This window comes from Tahibacter harae (genome assembly GCF_024437735.1).
Classification (GTDB): Bacteria; Pseudomonadota; Gammaproteobacteria; order Xanthomonadales; family Rhodanobacteraceae; genus Tahibacter; species Tahibacter harae.
The window spans coordinates 1-16,025 of the sequence record NZ_JANFQO010000006.1; the positions used below are offsets into that span (position 1 = coordinate 1).

General features: G+C 65.8%; 17 protein-coding genes. 8 read left to right on the forward strand and 9 right to left on the reverse strand.

Annotated elements, in window-relative coordinates:
* Together NM961_RS07760 and NM961_RS07765 are read left to right on the forward strand one after the other, a co-directional pair.
* Positions 1 to 1,108: WD40/YVTN/BNR-like repeat-containing protein (locus tag NM961_RS07760; protein WP_255913468.1), on the forward strand; the 1,108-nt coding region annotated here is incomplete at its 5' end.
* Positions 1,109 to 1,197: 89 nt separating this feature from the next.
* Positions 1,198 to 3,702: an efflux RND transporter permease subunit gene (locus NM961_RS07765; RefSeq protein ID WP_255913470.1), complete on the forward strand. Its 2,505-nt coding sequence runs from the start codon at positions 1,198 to 1,200 to the stop codon at positions 3,700 to 3,702.
* A gap of 586 nt (positions 3,703 to 4,288) precedes the next feature.
* Here the strand turns inward: NM961_RS07765 and NM961_RS07770 are convergent.
* Positions 4,289 to 4,696, reverse strand: a complete 408-nt coding sequence (locus tag NM961_RS07770) for a VOC family protein (RefSeq protein ID WP_255913472.1) — start codon at positions 4,694 to 4,696, stop codon at positions 4,289 to 4,291.
* An 84-nt stretch (positions 4,697 to 4,780) separates the two neighbouring features.
* Here NM961_RS07770 and NM961_RS07775 point away from each other — a divergent pair, with 84 nt between their 5' ends.
* The 4 genes from NM961_RS07775 to NM961_RS07790 all read left to right on the forward strand — a co-directional run bounded on the left by NM961_RS07775 (position 4,781) and on the right by NM961_RS07790 (position 6,573).
* Positions 4,781 to 5,131 (forward strand): VOC family protein, encoded by a 351-nt coding sequence (locus NM961_RS07775; RefSeq protein ID WP_255913473.1) that lies wholly within the window; start codon positions 4,781 to 4,783, stop codon positions 5,129 to 5,131.
* A gap of 33 nt (positions 5,132 to 5,164) precedes the next feature.
* Positions 5,165 to 5,701 (forward strand): DUF1697 domain-containing protein, encoded by a 537-nt coding sequence (locus NM961_RS07780; protein ID WP_255913474.1) that lies wholly within the window; start codon positions 5,165 to 5,167, stop codon positions 5,699 to 5,701.
* Positions 5,702 to 5,730: 29 nt separating this feature from the next.
* Positions 5,731 to 6,078, forward strand: coding sequence for a GFA family protein (locus NM961_RS07785; RefSeq protein WP_255913475.1), 348 nt, complete (start codon positions 5,731 to 5,733; stop codon positions 6,076 to 6,078).
* Between the two features lie 225 nt (positions 6,079 to 6,303).
* Positions 6,304 to 6,573 carry a DUF2845 domain-containing protein gene (locus NM961_RS07790; RefSeq protein WP_255913476.1) on the forward strand — a complete coding sequence of 90 codons (270 nt, stop codon included), beginning with the start codon at positions 6,304 to 6,306 and terminating at the stop codon, positions 6,571 to 6,573.
* Positions 6,574 to 6,821: 248 nt separating this feature from the next.
* Here NM961_RS07790 and NM961_RS07795 read toward each other — a convergent pair whose 3' ends face one another.
* The 7 genes from NM961_RS07795 to NM961_RS07825 form a co-directional block, all read right to left on the reverse strand.
* Complete coding sequence (locus tag NM961_RS07795) at positions 6,822 to 7,319, reverse strand: Mpo1 family 2-hydroxy fatty acid dioxygenase (RefSeq protein WP_255913477.1); 498 nt, start codon at positions 7,317 to 7,319, stop codon at positions 6,822 to 6,824.
* A 286-nt stretch (positions 7,320 to 7,605) separates the two neighbouring features.
* Entirely contained in the window at positions 7,606 to 8,526 is a 921-nt protein-coding gene (locus tag NM961_RS07800) for an alpha/beta fold hydrolase (RefSeq protein WP_255913479.1), read from the reverse strand.
* 39 nt (positions 8,527 to 8,565) lie between these two features.
* Positions 8,566 to 9,165 carry a hypothetical protein gene (locus tag NM961_RS07805; protein WP_255913480.1) on the reverse strand — a complete coding sequence of 200 codons (600 nt, stop codon included), beginning with the start codon at positions 9,163 to 9,165 and terminating at the stop codon, positions 8,566 to 8,568.
* Complete coding sequence (locus tag NM961_RS07810; RefSeq protein WP_255913481.1) at positions 9,120 to 10,196, reverse strand: SMP-30/gluconolactonase/LRE family protein; 1,077 nt, start codon at positions 10,194 to 10,196, stop codon at positions 9,120 to 9,122. The genes NM961_RS07805 and NM961_RS07810 overlap by 46 nt, the downstream gene beginning before the upstream one ends.
* Positions 10,193 to 10,852 (reverse strand): cysteine hydrolase family protein, encoded by a 660-nt coding sequence (locus NM961_RS07815; RefSeq protein WP_255913482.1) that lies wholly within the window; start codon positions 10,850 to 10,852, stop codon positions 10,193 to 10,195. The genes NM961_RS07810 and NM961_RS07815 overlap by 4 nt, the downstream gene beginning before the upstream one ends.
* 15 nt (positions 10,853 to 10,867) lie before the next feature.
* A complete protein-coding gene (locus tag NM961_RS07820) occupies positions 10,868 to 11,365 on the reverse strand; it encodes a DUF2306 domain-containing protein (protein ID WP_255913483.1) in 498 nt (165 codons plus the stop codon).
* A 54-nt stretch (positions 11,366 to 11,419) separates the two neighbouring features.
* Positions 11,420 to 12,244, reverse strand: coding sequence for an alpha/beta fold hydrolase (locus NM961_RS07825; protein ID WP_255913484.1), 825 nt, complete (start codon positions 12,242 to 12,244; stop codon positions 11,420 to 11,422).
* 473 nt (positions 12,245 to 12,717) lie between these two features.
* On the opposite strand from NM961_RS07825, the gene NM961_RS07830 reads away from it, so the two are divergent.
* Positions 12,718 to 13,041 (forward strand): helix-turn-helix transcriptional regulator, encoded by a 324-nt coding sequence (locus tag NM961_RS07830; protein WP_255913486.1) that lies wholly within the window; start codon positions 12,718 to 12,720, stop codon positions 13,039 to 13,041.
* Between the two features lie 137 nt (positions 13,042 to 13,178).
* Here NM961_RS07830 and NM961_RS07835 read toward each other — a convergent pair whose 3' ends face one another.
* On the reverse strand, positions 13,179 to 14,132 hold the full coding sequence (locus NM961_RS07835) for an AraC family transcriptional regulator (protein WP_255913489.1): 954 nt from the start codon (positions 14,130 to 14,132) through the stop codon (positions 13,179 to 13,181).
* 575 nt (positions 14,133 to 14,707) lie between these two features.
* Between NM961_RS07835 and NM961_RS07840 the strand changes: the two genes are divergently transcribed.
* A complete protein-coding gene (locus NM961_RS07840) occupies positions 14,708 to 15,943 on the forward strand; it encodes a hypothetical protein (protein ID WP_255913490.1) in 1,236 nt (411 codons plus the stop codon).
* Positions 15,944 to 16,025 lie beyond the last annotated feature (82 nt).

Consider the following 16,025-nt stretch of genomic DNA (forward strand, 5'->3'; position numbering starts at 1 on the left):
GCCGCCGGCCGGGCAGGCGGCACCCGCCGACGCACCGGCCGCCGCGCCGGCCGCCGCGCCGGCCAAGGCGGCCGCCGTGGCCTGGCCCGAGCCGGTCGACAGCAAGGCCGAGGCCATGCCGCTGGTAACCCAGTCGCTGCTGCTGGATCTGGTCGAATCCGGCAACCGCGCCATAGGCGTGGGCGAGCGCGGCGCGATCATCGTCTCCGAAGACCGCACCACCTGGCGCCAGGTCGCCGATGTGCCCACGCGGGCCACGCTGACCGCGCTCAGCGCCGTGGGCAACCTGGTGTGGGCGGTGGGCCGCGACGGCGTCATCCTCGCCAGCACCGACGCGGGCGAACACTGGCAGCTGCAGCGCAAGGATCCCTGGCTGCCGCCCGGCGCCGACGCCGGCGCGGCCAGCTCCGATGCCCGCCACGGCGCGCCGCTGCTGGATGTGCTGTTTCTCGACGAACGCCGCGGCTTCGCCGTCGGCGCCTACAGCCTGTTCCTGGAAACCAGCGATGGCGGCGCCACCTGGACCCAGCGCAGCATCCTCGCCGATGCCACGTCCGCCGCCAGCGGCGGCGGTGGCGCTGCGGCGGCCGGCGGCGGCGACAAATGGACCTTCTCCAGGGAAGAACTCAAGATCGAGGACGAGAGCGAGCCGCATTTCAACGCCATTGCGCGCACCAGCGACGGCTCGCTGCTGATCGCGGGCGAACGCGGCAGCCTGCTGCGCTCGCGCGACAACGGCGCCAACTGGCAGCGCATGAAGCTGCCCTACGACGGCTCCATGTTCGGCGCCATCGGCTTCGACGGCCAGCGCGCCATCGTCTTCGGCCTGCGCGGCCATGCTTTTGAAACCGAGGATCTCGGCGACAACTGGCGCGAACTGGCCACAGGCACCGAACTGAGCCTGCTCGGCGGCGTCAAGCTGGCCAACGGCGGCGTCGCCCTGGTCGGCGCCAATGGCCTGGTGCTGGTGCGGCGCAGTCCGACCGAAGCCCTGCGCGCCGGCGCCATAGACCCGGCCGGCGCCCTGGCCGCGGTGCTGCCGATCGAAGGCGCGGCCGCCTTTCTGGTCGCCGGCGAGAACGGCGTGGCGCGCTACCAGCCGCGCTGATGCGGCGTTGTAGATAAGGCAAGAACTCCAGAAATTCCGGCCGGCGCCGCACCGCGGCGGCCGTCGCCAGCCAAGCACGAGGGGACGACATGGCGGGTTCGATCAAGGCGGTAGACAATCCCGGCGCATTCCACCGTTTCGCCGAACGCGCCATCTTCGGCAACCGCGCCGCCGTGCTGGTGCTGTTCGCGCTGGTGACCATCGCGATGGGCTGGTTCGCCGCGCAGCTGCGCGTGGACGCGGGCTTCAAGAAGCAGATCCCGCTGCAGCACGAATACATGCAGACCTTCCTCGATTACGAGAAAGAGTTCGGCGGCGCCAACCGCATCCTGATCGCGGTGATGGCCAGGAACGGCGACATGTTCAACCTGCCGTTCATGCAGACCATGGAGCACATCACCCAGGACGTGAAGACCATCGAGAACATCGATGAGGCGCGCATCCGCTCCATCTTCACGCCCAACGTGCGCTTCGTCGAAGTGGTCGAGGACGGCTTCGCCGGCGGCAACGTCATCCCGCAGGAATTCACGCCCAACGTCGAAGGCTTCGAGGCCACCAGCGAGCAGTTCGCCACGATCAAGGCCAATATCGAGAAGGCCAACATCGTCGGCCGTCTGGTCGCCAAGGATTTCTCCGGCGCCATGGTCTGGGCCGAACTGGTGCCCGAGGGCGGCGAAGGCCAGGTCAAGCTCGACTACCAGAAAGTCGCCAAGCAGCTGGAAGACATCCGCGCCAAGTACGAGAACGAAGCCACCAGCGTCCACATCATCGGCTTTGCCAAGATGGTCGGCGACATCAGCGACGGCGCGCGCTCGGTCATCATCTTCTTCTTCCTCACCATCGCCTTCACCTGGATCCTGCTGTTCCTGTATTCCTCGTCGGTGAAGCTGGCCTCGCTGACCGTGTTCTGCGCGCTGGTGGCCGTGCTGTGGATGCTGGGTGCGCTGCGCCTGCTCGGCTTCGGCATAGACCCGATGAACATGCTGACGCCGTTCCTGATCTTCGCCATCGCGGTCAGCCACGGCGAGCAGATGATCAACCGCTTCCGCGGCGAGATCTTCTTCGGCGGGCTGGAGGAAGGCACGGTCGAGGAACTGCGCAGCCGCCGCGGCGTCGACGCGCAGACCGCCGCGCGCCTGGCCTTCCGCATGCTGCTGGTGCCCGGTGCGGTGGCGCTGATCGCCGGCTGCATCGGCTTCGCCACCATCCTTATCATCCCCATCCAGATCATCTACGAGCTGGCCATCACCGCCACCGTCGGCGTCGCCATCACCATCCTCACCGACCTGGTGCTGCTGCCGGTGCTGCTGTCCTACTGCAAGCTGCGCAACCTGGAAAAGAAGCGCGAATACCGCCTGCGCCAGCTCACCCAGTTCGACAAGATCTGGTCGCTGCTGGCCAAGTTCGCCCGGCCCGTGCCGGCGGCGGTCATCATCCTGCTCGGCGTGGTGATCTGGTTCTTTGCCAAGCAGTACGGCCATCAGGTGATGATCGGCGACGCCGAGAAGGGCGTGGCCGAGCTGCGTCCCGAAGCGCGCTACAACAAGGACGCCGTGCTTATCAGCGAGAAATTCTCGCTCGGCGTGGACATGCTCAACGTCATCGCCGAAGCCCAGCCTTCGGCCTGCACCACCAGCTATCCGGTCATGGAAACCATGGACCGCTTCGCCTGGCACATGCGCAATGTCGAAGGCGTGGAGCAGGTCATGACCCTGCCCATGGCGGCCAAGATCGTCAACGCCGGCTGGAACGAGGGCAACCTGCGCTGGCGCGCGCTGCCGCGCGATCCGGACACCCTGCGCATGGCCACCCAGGGCTTCGAAACCGATTCCGGCCTGCTCAACAACGATTGCAGCGCCATGCCCATCATGATGTTCCTGGGCGACCACCGCTCCACCACCATCGACCGCGTCGTCGCTGCGGTGAAGGAATTCCGCGAGAAGAACGGCGCCTGGGCCGGCGGCAACACCAACCTGATGAAGCAGCTCACCGACCAGGCCGCCGCGGCGGCCGAGAAGGGCGAGACCTTCCACAGCGACCAGATCAACCTGCGCCTGGCCACCGGCAACGTCGGCGTGCTTGCCGCGATCAACGACAAGGTGCGCGAGGTCGACGCGGTGATGCTGTACCTGCTCTACGGCGCGGTGTTCATCATGTGCCTGCTGAGCTTCCGCAATCCGCTGGCGGCGCTGTGCATCGTGCTGCCGCTGGTGCTGGTGACCGAACTGGGCCACGCGCTGATGGTGAAGCTGGGCATCGGCCTCAAGGTCAACACCTTGACCGTGGTGGCGCTGGGCGTGGGCATCGGCGTGGATTACGCGATCTACATTTTCGCGCGCATGCGCGAATCGATGCAGGCGGGCAGTCCGTTGACGGAGGCCTATTTCGGCGCCCTGAAGACCACGGGTATCGCCATTTTCTATACCGCACTGACGCTGGCGGTGGGCGTGGCGATGTGGATTTTCTCCGATCTGAAATTCCAGGCGGACATGGGACTGATGCTGACCTTCATGTTCGTGGTGAATATGTTTGCGGCGTTGATTTTCTTGCCGGCCTTGTGTCGGTGGTTGTTGAGGCCGTTTGAGAAGGTTTGATTTTTTGATTGATCGCTTGTGGGCGGAATTGTTTTTGCGTCCATCGCGGTTTTGCTTGAAGAGCGGGGTTGTGCGCCTGCGGCGCGGGGTGTTTGTTTCAGGGCGGTTTCGTGCGCCTGCGGCGCCCGACCTACTCTTTCTTTGCTTGTGCAAAGAAAGAGTAGGCAGAAAGAAACACACCCCAGAAGCCGCGCCCTGCGGGCATCCTGCCCTCCGGGTGCGCGAGGCGGCTGCGGGGTCGGCCGAAGGGCCATCCTGGCCCAACGGCCGACTCGCGCCCATCCCTGGGCGCGACCCGCGCGATGCGCGGGCTGGTCCTACGCCGCCTCGCCGCGGCTTATGGGGCCCCGGTAGAGCGGCGCACATCCGTGTGCGCAGAAGCAACGGCAACGGCAAAAGCCACAGCAAGCGCGGAAGCCACAGCTGAGGACAGAAGCAGCAACCGGAGCACAAGCGACAGCTTAGGCACGAGTCACAGCCAAGGCACGAGCTGAAGCACAATCACGCGCAGCAGCTGGTCAGTTGCTCAAAACCTGCGCTGACTCCGTTGTCCAGTGGAGCTGCGACGAGCTGATCGCGCTACGGCTCAACCGTCGGCCACGCTTGCATAGCCGGTTGCGCTGAATTCGACCAGGCAGAAGCCATGACCGTAGGGATCGGCCAGGCGCACCTGGCGGCCCCAGGCGGCGCTCTCGATGCCGCTTTCCGCCACGGCGCCGGCGTCCAGCGCGCGCCGCAGGGCGCCTTCCAGGTCGTCCACGACGAGATCGAAATGCACGGGTGTCCAATGCCGGCCGTAATCGCGCGGCTGCCCGCCGGCGCCGATGGAGCCGGCGGGCTTGAGCAGCAGGAATACGGCGACACCGGCGCCTTCGAGTTCGGCCACGCTGTGTCCGAACAGATACCGGCGCAGCTCCAGCCGCACTGCCTGGGTATAGAACGCGACCGCGCTGTCCAGCTCGGGTACGTCGATGTTCAGCAGCAACCGGCCCATGGCAACGCTCCTTGCGGGTACTTGCGCGCGGCTGCCGCGGCTGCAAATCTGCGCGGCGGGACCCGCGCGCGGAGCCAGCTCATCATGCCCACCAAGTTCCATGCCGTGACACCATTGCTGCCGGCCGGCGCTTCGCTGGACGAGGCGCTGGGATTGTATTGCGGCCAGCTCGGTTTCGCGCTGCGCTGGCGCCAGGGCGACATGGCAGGTATCGGGCGCGACGGTGTCGCGTTCAATCTGGTCGTCAACAGCGAACGGGCCTGGGCCGACAACGCCAGCTGTGCGATCGCGGTTGCGGATCTCGATGCGCTGTATGCGGAATATGCCGGCGTTGCGGCGCGGACCGGCGCGCTGGAAATCAAGCCCTGGGGGCGGCGCGAATTCCATATGATCCTGCCTTCCGGCGTCTGCCTGCAGTTCCACCAAGGCGAATAGGCCGCAGGTTTCCAGCAATCCCAGGGCGGCACGATGAAATTCGCGGTATTTTTTCGCAACGTCAATCTGGGCCGCGCCAACTGCCCGAGCAAGGCGCAGCTGGAGCAGGCCTTTCTCGACGCCGGTGCGGCCGAGGCGGCATCGTTCCTGGTCAACGGCACCCTGGTCTTCTCCGCGCCGGCCAACCGTTCCGCCGGTGTGCTGAAATCGGCGGTACAGCAGCTGCAGCAAGTCTGCGGACTGAAGGAGCCGGCCTTCCTGCGCCGCGTGGATGAGCTGGCCGCACTGGTTGCGGCCGATCCCTTCGCGGGCATTGAGCGGGAACAGGTATACGAATGCTGCATTACCTTCCTCTCGCCGCGCTCGCCGGATCTGCCGGCATTGCCGCTGCACTCGCGCCGCGGCGATGTGGCCGTGCTGTCCTGCAATGGGCGCGAGGCGTTCAGCCTCAGCTACAAGATCGGCAACACGCCGGGCAGCCCGAATGCGCTGCTGGAGAAAACCCTGGCACTTCCCGCCACCACGCGCGCCTGGAATACGATAGTGCGCCTGGTCGCCAGGCACGCCTGAGCGGCCCTTCATCCGTCACGGAGATCCCCATGAAATACAGCGGCAGCTGCCATTGCGGCAATGTGAAGTTCGAAGTCGAGGGCCAGCTCGACGGCGTCATGTCCTGCAACTGCTCCATGTGCCAGCGCAAGGGCGCGCTGATGTGGTTCGTGCCGCGCGACGCGCTGAGTCTGCAGACGCCGGAAGAAAAGCTCGCCACCTACACCTTCAACAAGCACGTGATCCAGCATCGGTTCTGCCCGGACTGCGGCATCCATCCCTACGGCGAAGGCAGCGATCGCCAGGGCAATCGCATGGCGGCGGTCAATGTGCGTTGCCTGGACGATGTCGCGATCGAATCGCTGGCGGTAAAGCACGTGGACGGGCGTTCGTTCTGAGGGGGCGCCGCCCGCTGCCTGTTGCAAAAATTGCGCGATGCGCCGCAGTGATACCGGCTGGCGGCGACAGCCCGGCTTCAGCCGCGTGTGCCTAATCTGCGCCGCGTCCCCCGCGCTACCATGGCCTGGCCCGCAACCGCCGCGTGCTGCGGCATGGCCACACACGGGCGGCAACCGCGTTCGCGCCGCCGGGTCGTCCACCCGGTCCAGCCCAGGAGAAATCCCTTGCGTCCCCTGATTCTCGCCGCCGGCCTGCTGATGGCCGGCACCGCCCTGGCGGCGGACACCTATCGCGTCGGCAGCCGCGTCATTACGGTTGGCGACAGCGCCGCCAAGGTTTCCCAGGCTGTCGGCGAGCCGGCAGTAAAAGTGCCGATCGAAAGCAAGCAAGGCGGCTATCTCGGCGAGCGCTGGCAGTATGCGCTCGACGGCAAGACGGTCACCTTCGAGATCCGCGCCGGCAAGGTCGCTTCGATCGACGAGCGCTACGACTGAATCGGTTTCCGGTTTGCCGCGACGCAGCCGGGAGGAGCGCACGCACCAGGCGGTGCGCACGGCTCCAGCGGCGCGTAGCGTCTGGTCTTCTGCCGTCGCTGTAGCAGACAGCGACACCGCTACCAAAGCGGCGGCACACACAAGATCAGCGCGCCCGTCCGGCCGTGGGGCGCGCACTCGCGCAGCTGAGCCAGTTGGATCTGGCCTACCCGCCGGGTAACTGTCTGTACGCTGCCGTGGCGGCGCGGTCAGTAGCCAATGCCCGCCTTGCGCATCAGCTTGGCGACGATCCAGGCCGGGCCTATCAGCAGGTAGGCCAGGTCGGTCAGGAAGGACGGGCGCTTGCCTTCGATGTGATGGCCGATGAACTGGGCGATCCAGGCGGCGACAAAGACGCCTATGGCCGTATACAGCAGGTTGGCCGGCCCCAGCGTGCGGAACAGCCATTCGGTCAGCAGGCTCAGCAGCACGAAGACCAGGAACATGGCCAGGCCGAGATTGCGCGACAGGCGCAAATAGAACATCAGCGCGAAGAACATGGCCGCGCCGGCCCACAGTCCGGCCCGGCCCAGCAGCGGCGGCACCGGTATCACCCACAGGGCCGCGATCACCGTCCACAGGATGGCCGGCACGCAGATCCAGTGGATCAGCACATTGGTCGGGTTGCGATGGTCTTCGGCGTAGTTGCCCAGCCAGCGGTCGACTTCGCGGCGGGAATCGATTTCCGGGTGCGTGGCGGTGTTCATGGGGGCTTCCCGCAGGCTGGCGAGGGATTGGCCAAGCTTAGCGCGAACCGGGCATTTCTGTACTGGCCGGTTTTTCTTTGGGGCGATCGATCCGGGGTTGGACTATTTCCCCGGCTGGCAGTTTCTCCCGGTCGGGCGACGGGTTTTCCGGGTGCGTCGGATCAGGCCAGGCGCTGCAGTGGCAGGCTGGGCCGGGCAGATTTGCGGGTGTCCTGAAATGGCGCGGTGCGGGCGCTCCGGAATGGCGTCGCCCGCGCCCTGGAAAGCTCCGGCAGCAGCCTCCGCCTCAGTGGGAGGCGGAGAGGAAGCTGTGGATGTAGTTGCTGATGAGAACGGGGTGCTGATGCTGGGGCGCGTGCCCGGTCTTGGAGAAAAAGATGTACTGGGCGTCCTGCATCTTCCCGATCAGCGGGAACCAGTTCTGCCCGGCGGTGCTTGTGTCGTGATCGCCGGAGATGACCAGGATCGGCGTGCGCGCCTGCGCCAGGCGGTCGCGTCTGCCTTCGGCATCCTGGCGAAAGCCTTCGGCGGCCTTGAAGTACGGGGCGAATTCTTCGGGCGTGGACGGTATCCGCGCGGCGACATCGCTGCGGGCATAGATGCGCGTGTGCGAAGCCTTGGCCTGGGCACGGCTTGCTTCCGAGGCAGGCTCGAAGAACAGCACTTCCTCGTCGGCCAGGTCGTTCACCGGCTTGAACGCCCGGTCAAGAAACACCTGTTGCAGCGGGATTTCGTTCTGGCCGGGTGGATTGGTGCCAATGAGAATCGCGTGGGTGACGCGCTGCGGGTGATCGAGCAGATAGGTCTGGGCGACCAGCCCGCCCCAGGACCAGCCGAGGAGGACGAAGCGCTCGGCTTTTATGGCGTTCGCAAAGTCATCGATGAACTTCGCCGCGTCCGCCATGTTGTCGGGCAGCTTGCCTTCCGAATAGGCGATGCCCGGGTAATCGACGGTCACCACCGTGTACTGCGCGGCCAGCCTGTCGAGGAACAGGGGATCCCAGGTATCCAGTGTTCCGCGCAAGCGGTTTGCGAGGATGATCGTAGGACCGTGGCCGATCCTGCGGTAGGCGATCTTGTCGCCAGCCACGGTTACATACCGCGTTGCCGCGGCCGCTGCGGATATGGCTGCGCCACGGTCTGCGGCGTGGCTCGTCCACGAAAGTGCACTGGTCAACAGCAACCAAAGAAACGCGGCGGGCTTCATGGATGATTCTCCGATCTCAGGTCCGGGGTCACTGGCGTACTACCAGCGCATCATGGGAAGCGGGTTAAGCGGGTATTGAACGAAACGCCGGCAGGCGAGGCGAAACAGCAGGCGATGGAACCCGGCAGTGGGAAACCGGCCGAACACTTCGGACAGGAACGGACGCGCAATCCCCGCCGCAAAAAGGCCTGCCGATACGTCGGCCAGATCGGCTCGCCGGAACGGTTCGACCAATGCTTCGCCGGCGCCCCGATAGCGCGTCACCTTGTGATGCTGGCCGATCATGGCGTCGATGACCTCGCCCTGGTTGTCGTGGTCGTTCGACGCCAGCCATTCCTGCGCGCGTTTCCTCGACGGTTCGAGATAGTCGAAGGTCCGCTGTGTCCAGATGCCAATATCGTGAAAAGCCGCGGCAATGCTGACGGCATCCAGCGAACTCGCCGGAGCCAGCACATGGCAGAAATTGGCCACGCGATACGCATGGTTGCGGTAAGCGACGAAGTCGGTGCCAAGGTGCTGCGCATGCTGTCCGAGAATGTCGTCCAGCAGCGGCAACCGGGCCAGAAGAACAGGGGCGCTACGCGGATGCACGCTCATTCCGGCGGCGTTGCGGGAAGCTTGAAACGGCTCAGCGTCCATCGCGTCACGTCCTCCTCCCATTCGTCGCCCTGCATAGGCGTGATCGGCAACGACAGGTTGGTGACCACCATCCAGCCACCGTTTACCGCCGTACTCGCCGGGAACAGCAAGCCGCGCGGCGCACCGCCGTCCAGTCCCTCGAACGCGCCGGCGCGTGCGCGCACACGTCCGGCCGCATCCAGCGCGATCACGGCGTCGGCCTGGTTCGCCGCAACCCAGAACCATCCCTTGTGCTGCAGCAGGCCGTCGGCGCCGTGGATGCTTTCCGCCACGACATTCACGCTGCCCTGGGGCAGCTTCATCCGCAGCAGCCGTCCGTCGCCGGCGTTGGTGATGTACAGGTGTTGCTCGTCTTCATCGAGCGCGAGGCCGTTGGCACCGAACGGCAGGGCGCCGGCCGTGCCCAGCAGCGGGTCGCGCGACACGACCTGCACGTCGCACGGCGCGCACTGCGCAGCCTTGGCGATGCGGTAAATCGCACCCTGGAACGAATCGGAAACATACAGGTTGCCGGCGCGGTCCGGCACCATGCCGTTGATGCCGGGAAATCCCGACGCACCGAATTCGATGCGGTCCTGGCTTCCTTCCGGGTTGGCGACGGTGCGCGCAGTGGGCTGGGGCGGATCGAGCCGCCCGAAGGTGGCGACATCCGTAACAGCGGTAGATGCGTCGAAGTCCACCGGCAAACGCTGCAGCTTCGATGCACCGAAGTTGAGCACGTAGACGTGGCCGCCGGCCACCGCCAGGCCGGTGAGCGGCGCAGTGCCGAAGCGGCGCTGTGCCAGCAGCCGGCCGTCGCGGGAATAGCGCAGCAACTGGTTGTTGCGCACGGATTCGGGCAGGCGCGCGTCGTACGTTCCTACAAAGATATCGCCGCTGGCGGCATCAACGGCCAGCCCTTCGGGCTGGCGTACATCCGGCGGCAATTCGATGAAGCGCTCCACGGCGATGCGCAGCGGCAGGGATTCGGCTGCCGCTGCCGCTGCCGCGGCAGCCGCCAGGATCAGCACGGGGAGAAAGGCGGTTTTCACGGCGAATCCCGGCGAACGGCACCGGCCTGCTGCTCGCCGCGCGGAAGGGCCGCCAGGAGTTCATCGGTGGAAAGGATCGCGTGCGCGAAGGAAGGGCCGTTTACCTCGTGTGCGGCGTGCATGCCTTCGGCGCTGAAGGCGGCCGTGGCGTCTCTTACCAGCGTCACGTGATAACCCAGCTCCATGCCGAATCGCGCGGTGGACTCGACGCAGGTGTTGGCAACCATGCCGACCAGGATGATCCTGCGGATCCCGTGCAGCTTCAGCTGTGCATCCAGGTCGGTGTTGGCAAAGCCGCTCTGCGCCCAATGCTCGTGCACGACGATGTCGCCGGGCCTGGGACCGAACCCGGGATGGAATTCGCCGCCCCAGCTGCCTTCGGCAAACAGCTGTGTTCTGGCGACGCCCTGCTGCGACAGATTGGTCTGCAGCCAGCCCGCGTAGTCGCCGGGCCGCCAGCGCCGATGAGGCACGATGAACACGCGCAGGGAAGCAGCACGGACCGCCTGGATGACACGGGGCAGGTTTTCATAGAAGCCCGAGGCTTGCGCAGTACCTTTCGTGAGTTCGTAGAGCTTGCCGCCCTCGCTCATGAAGTCGTTGTACGGGTCTACGATCAGCAGGGCGCTGTCATGTGCGGTGTAGGCTGAGTCCACCTTTTCCTCCTCCTGTCAGGCTGACGGCGCAATCCTTGGCGCACGGCGAATCCGCAGCACCTGCCAGGCGGCGCCGGCCAGATAAATGACGAAGCCGATTGCGACCAGCAGCTTCAATGTCGGATCTTCCGGCCCGCTGAAAGCCGGGGCGCCCAGTGGAATGCGCGTTCCGGTTTCGGTCAGGCCGGGAATCAGGTGGAAGAACAGCGTCAGCGAGTAGCCCGTTACCGCCAGGTAGCGGGAGAGGCCGGTACCGCCGCGTTTCCCGGCTGCGTGGGCGATGAGCAGCACCACCAGGGTCAGTATGGCCAGCGCATGCGGCGGACCGAATCCGCCGTGGCGGAAGATGAAAAGGCCGGTAAATGCGGTGGCGGCGGTCAGCCAGACGTACAGCCGGCCGGCGCGCGTGTGCATGCCGATCTCGCCGTACTTGAACAGGGCCGCCAGGCCGCAGGCCACCGCCGCGAGAGCGATGATGGTGTGGATCATTCCGAACGGACTGATGTTGAGCATGGCGCGTACTCCGGCGTCGCGGCGAGGTGTCCGGCTTCTACGGCTGCACGGGGTTCAGGACCGGGCGAACGCCAGCAGGTCGGCGTTGAGACGGTCCTTGTGCGTGTCGGCGATGCCGTGCGGGGCACCTTCGTAGACGACCAGCTTGTTGTTCGGGATCAGCCTGGCCGAGGCGCGCGCGGCGGCGTCGATCGGCACGATCTGGTCGTCGTCGCCGTGGACCAGCAGGGTCGGCACGTCGAACTTCTTCAGGTCCTCGGTGAAATCCGTTTCCGAGAAGGCCTTGATGCTGTCGTAGGTGTTCTTGTGCCCGCCCATCATGCCCTGCATCCACCAGGCCTGGATCACGCCCGGCGAGGGCTTGGCGCCGGGGCGGTTGTAGCCGAAGAACGGGCCGGAGGGGATATCCAGGAACAACTGCGAACGGTTGGCCAGCAGGCCGGCGCGGATGCCGTCGAAGACCGCGAGCGGCAGGCCGCCGGGATTGGCTTCGGTCCTGACCATCAGCGGCGGCACCGCGGAGATCAGGCCGGCCTTCTTCACGCGCTTGCTGCCATGGCGGCCGATGTAGCGCGCCACCTCGCCGCCACCGGTGGAGAAGCCGAACATCGTCGCGTCCTTCACGTCGAGGTGATCGAGCAACTGCGCCAGATCATCGGCATAGTGATCCATGTCGTTGCCGTCCCAGGGCTGGCTGGAGCGGCCGTGTCCGCGACGGTCGTGGGCGATGCAGCGGAAACCATTGGCGGCCAGGTGATACATCTGCGATTCCCAGCTGTCGGCATTGAGCGGCCAGCCATGGCTGAAGGTGACCACCGGGCCGGTCCCCCAGTCCTTGTAATAGATCTCCACGCCGTCTTTGGTTGTGAAGGTGCTCATGGTCCGGCGGACTCCTGCGCTTGAGGAAGGGGATGACGCGACGGGAGCATTCCCGCCGGGTGGCGGCGGCGAGGGCGCACAGCCCGCCAGCGGAAGCAGCGCAGCCGCGGCGAGTGCGGCGCCGCCGATAATCAGTTCCCGGCGGGTCGCGTCCAACGGCCCGCGGGCGCTGCTGTCGGCCGGGGAGTGCGCAATGCGAGGCGGGCCCACAGGTCATCTCCCCAGGCTGGAATGCGGAGCGGCTGTGCAAGATGGTCGGTCCGCCGCCTGCGGCCTGGCTACGTAAAAACGGCAAAAAGCACCACCGCCGCGATTTTCGCTTTGTGATCCGGCGGCGAGCGGAATTGCCAGATTTGCGTAGCCGACGCCGGGATTTCCGGAAATGATGGGAACGTGTCCCGCAGCCCGCACAGGCCGGCCTCATGGTGCGCTCTCCCGCGTGGTCCCCGGTTGGACATGGCCACAGGACACCTGTGGACAAGATCGTTGATCGGCTCAGGCAGGCGGATGCCCGGCCGCTCTGTGTTGCGGATCTGGTGCAGGCCTCGGGCATGAGCGAGCGGACGCTGCGTTCCTGGTTCCGGCGGTGTTTCGGCGTGGCGCCGCACCGCTACCTGCATATCCGGCGCATGCATTTGATCCGCATTGCATTGAGTATGTCCGGGGCGGGTCAGGACACCGTGGCCGCCGTGGCGAAGCGGTTCGGATACGCCGATGCCGGGCGCATGGCGTCCGCTTATCTGGACCTGTTCGGCGAGTATCCGCAACAGACATTGGAACGACGCCTCGGCGAGTAGCTGCGTGCGGTCTTCGTGTACCCGGGCCGGTGTTCGCGGCACGGTCGCGTATCCGTTCTTTCATCTTCGCAGCCCCGCCGGACGCCTGTTGCGCAGGCACCGGGCCGCCCGCCTGGACAGGAGGCCCGCCGCGCAGATCAGGATTCCGGCTTGTTCAGTGCTCCCCGCAGGGCCGTCGATGGAAGCACGCCAAAATAGTCACGGTACTGCCTGGCGAAACGCCCGAGATCCCAGACGCCGAAGCGGGCGCACACATTGGTCACGGTTTCGCCTGGAGGCGCCTGCTTCAGCGCGGCGTGTATGACCCTCAGGCGGTGCCCCATCAGATACCGGTGGGGACTGATCCCGAGATGGCTGTTGAATATGTTGCGCAGCGTCCGCTCGGAAGCGCCGGTGGCGGAGCACAGATCTTCCGTGTAGAGCGGCGCGTGGGATACCGAGTCGATCAGTTCCAGGGCAAGCCGCAGGACGCGGGCGTAGTCGACATAGCCCTTGGGGCGCAGCACCTGGCGGGATTCGACCGGCAGCAGCAGCGCGAATACCGCCTCCAGCAATTCACGGCGGGCGGCGTCCTGGGCGGCGTCGGCGTGCAGTTCCTCGGGGGCATTCAGCTCCTGCCGGAACAGCCGCCGCACCAGCCAGGAGAGCGCGGTGGTACCGGCGGCGGAGCGGATCACCAGGTTCTTTTTCAGCAGCGAAGCATCGAATTCATCCTCGTGCGCGGCGGCCCACCGGAGCACCAGCTCGCACGACATGGCTATCGTCATCCAGCTTGCCGGGCGCGCTGCGTCGATGTGAAACATGGCGCCGGGGATCATCCATCCGACGGTACGCCGGTTGAAGCGATTCCCGTCGACGGCCGTCATGTCGTGGCCGGTGATCGGAAGAAAGAGGTTGAAGTAACCGGAAAGCCCGACGCCGTGATACACGGTGCCGGCGCCTTCGCGTCCGGCCATGACGGCCACGCCGCCCAGGTCGAGGACGCGCAGGCGCCAGTCGCGCTGCTGCCTGGACTTCAGGACGTAGCGCCCCTGTACGCCGTAGAGCGCTTCCTCGAACTCGTCGAACTCGCCGCAAGTAAGCTTGAGCATCGCGGGCACCTCGTCCGGGACGCTACAACAGCGGACTCATCTGTTACAAGCCTCGCATTCTGGACAATGCGGAGCAAAAAAAAAATCGGGATCAATGGCTTGCGTCGGCCGCACGGTATGCCGAAACGGGCGGGGCGATGAAATGGCGCCCCAGTAGCACAGCGGGAATCATGAATGTCCCCGAATTGCCCTCCTGCAATCGGCTGGCGCTGAAGGCGTTGGCGCGGTTGTGTGGTGCGGGATTGTGTGGGGGTCCCGGAACTGCGGGATATGGGTGTCCCGAAATTTCGTCCATGGGTGTCCTGAAATTTCGCTGCAATGGGCTGGCGCTCAAGGCGTTGGCGCGGTTGTGTGGGGCAGGATTGTGTGGGGGTCCCGGAACTGCGGGATTTATGGGTGTCCCGAAATTTCGTCCGGGCCGGGCTGAGGGTGGCCGTAACGGACGGGCATGAGCGGGGAGCGCCGCAAGAAACGCAGGAAGTTTGCTTGTCGTGCGCGGGGGAAAACACGCCTTGTGCCAAACTTCCGCATGACGCCACCCTGTTCGGGCTGGCGAACCGGACGGGGAGGGGGACATGCGCCGTTGGATAGCCTTGGCGGGTCTGTTGCTGGCGGCCGTGCCGCCGGCAGTGGCAGAGGTCAAATTCCCCACCGCGAGGGAGTACATCGACGAGCACCGGCCGAAGATCGAGAAGCGCCCGCTTACGTCGAAGGAGAAGTCGACGGCGAAGAACGTGATCGCCGCGCTCAAGAAAAAGAAGACCCTGACCGAAGCCGAGTTGATCGCGCTGCGCCCGATGGCCAACGCGGGCGATATTGCCGCCATGTACGCACTGTTCGAGGGCTATGGCGATGTGCGGGACGTCAAGACCCTTTTCACCGGCGGCAGCCGCCGCGAGTCGGAAGCGATGGCGGGCTTGCGCGGCCTGTGGGCCATGGCGCTGTGGCGGGAAGGCGAGCGCGACCGATGGCTGGCGTGGGCGATCAACGGGTGCCTCGATGATGCCGGCGGTCCCCAGACCGGGCCGAAGTCCGGCCGCTTCACGGCCACGCAATGCGGTTACAGCGCGACCATCGAACTTGATGCCGGCCAGGACCTGTTCCGCTATGCCAACGGCCAGCCGGGATTCGCCGCGCCGCGCAGCATCGTGTTCGAGGAATACGCGATGGCGCCGAAGCTGACGCCGGAAGAAGAGCTGGCGCGGTTCCAGCGGATCATCGCGAAGTGGAACCAGGGCGAGACCACGGATGCGCCGGAAGATGGCGTGTGGATCATGTCCTGGGTCTATACGCAGGGCCCGGAGGTGAGAGCGGCCTACTCGACGGCTTACGACAGGATGCGCGCCGGCGTGAACGCGCGGGAAGGCGCCGCCAACATCGCCAAGCGCGAAGCGGATGCGGCCGCACACCAGGCCCGCATCGCGGAATGGAAATCGCTGCAGGAAAAGCGCATCGCGGCGAAGGCGGCTAAACAGGAACTCGACGCGAAAGACGAACAGCGGTTCGTGCAGCTCTCCTTCTGGCTGCGCGGGGAGTACATCGTACCGATCGGGAAGGAGCAGGTGCTGATGCAGCAATGGCAGCGCGACGACTTCTGCCAGTACGGTCCGGCCGATTATTGCCAACGCCAGCGCGATCTCGCCTACGCGCGCGAGAATGCCGCGATGGAAGAGCGGGTGTCGCGGGCGAATGCCTGGAAGATCGACCGCAGCCGCGGCGATGTCACCGTCCGCAGCTACGACCAGAACGGCAACTATCTCGGCACCTCCACCATGCCGTCCTGGCAGGCGGACATCCTGAAGGGCAATTGAGAAAGGTCTGAACAATCCACCTGACCGAGACAGCCCCGCCCCGATCGGAACTCCGGGCGGCGGACCCGATGAGCGTCGGCGA

What these genes read in the sequence shown, in the direction of transcription:
- NM961_RS07795 (WP_255913477.1), bottom strand. Translation starts at nt 7,319, where the DNA reads ATGAACACCGCCACGCACCCGGAAATCGATTCCCGCCGCGAAGTCGAC.
- NM961_RS07820 (WP_255913483.1), bottom strand. Translation starts at nt 11,365, where the DNA reads ATGCTCAACATCAGTCCGTTCGGAATGATCCACACCATCATCGCTCTC.
- NM961_RS07770 (WP_255913472.1), bottom strand. Translation starts at nt 4,696, where the DNA reads ATGGGCCGGTTGCTGCTGAACATCGACGTACCCGAGCTGGACAGCGCG.
- NM961_RS07840 (WP_255913490.1), top strand. Translation starts at nt 14,708, where the DNA reads ATGCGCCGTTGGATAGCCTTGGCGGGTCTGTTGCTGGCGGCCGTGCCG.
- NM961_RS07780 (WP_255913474.1), top strand. Translation starts at nt 5,165, where the DNA reads ATGAAATTCGCGGTATTTTTTCGCAACGTCAATCTGGGCCGCGCCAAC.
- NM961_RS07805 (WP_255913480.1), bottom strand. Translation starts at nt 9,165, where the DNA reads ATGGACGCTGAGCCGTTTCAAGCTTCCCGCAACGCCGCCGGAATGAGC.
- NM961_RS07800 (WP_255913479.1), bottom strand. Translation starts at nt 8,526, where the DNA reads ATGAAGCCCGCCGCGTTTCTTTGGTTGCTGTTGACCAGTGCACTTTCG.
- NM961_RS07775 (WP_255913473.1), top strand. Translation starts at nt 4,781, where the DNA reads ATGCCCACCAAGTTCCATGCCGTGACACCATTGCTGCCGGCCGGCGCT.
- NM961_RS07825 (WP_255913484.1), bottom strand. Translation starts at nt 12,244, where the DNA reads ATGAGCACCTTCACAACCAAAGACGGCGTGGAGATCTATTACAAGGAC.
- NM961_RS07765 (WP_255913470.1), top strand. Translation starts at nt 1,198, where the DNA reads ATGGCGGGTTCGATCAAGGCGGTAGACAATCCCGGCGCATTCCACCGT.
- NM961_RS07785 (WP_255913475.1), top strand. Translation starts at nt 5,731, where the DNA reads ATGAAATACAGCGGCAGCTGCCATTGCGGCAATGTGAAGTTCGAAGTC.
- NM961_RS07835 (WP_255913489.1), bottom strand. Translation starts at nt 14,132, where the DNA reads ATGCTCAAGCTTACTTGCGGCGAGTTCGACGAGTTCGAGGAAGCGCTC.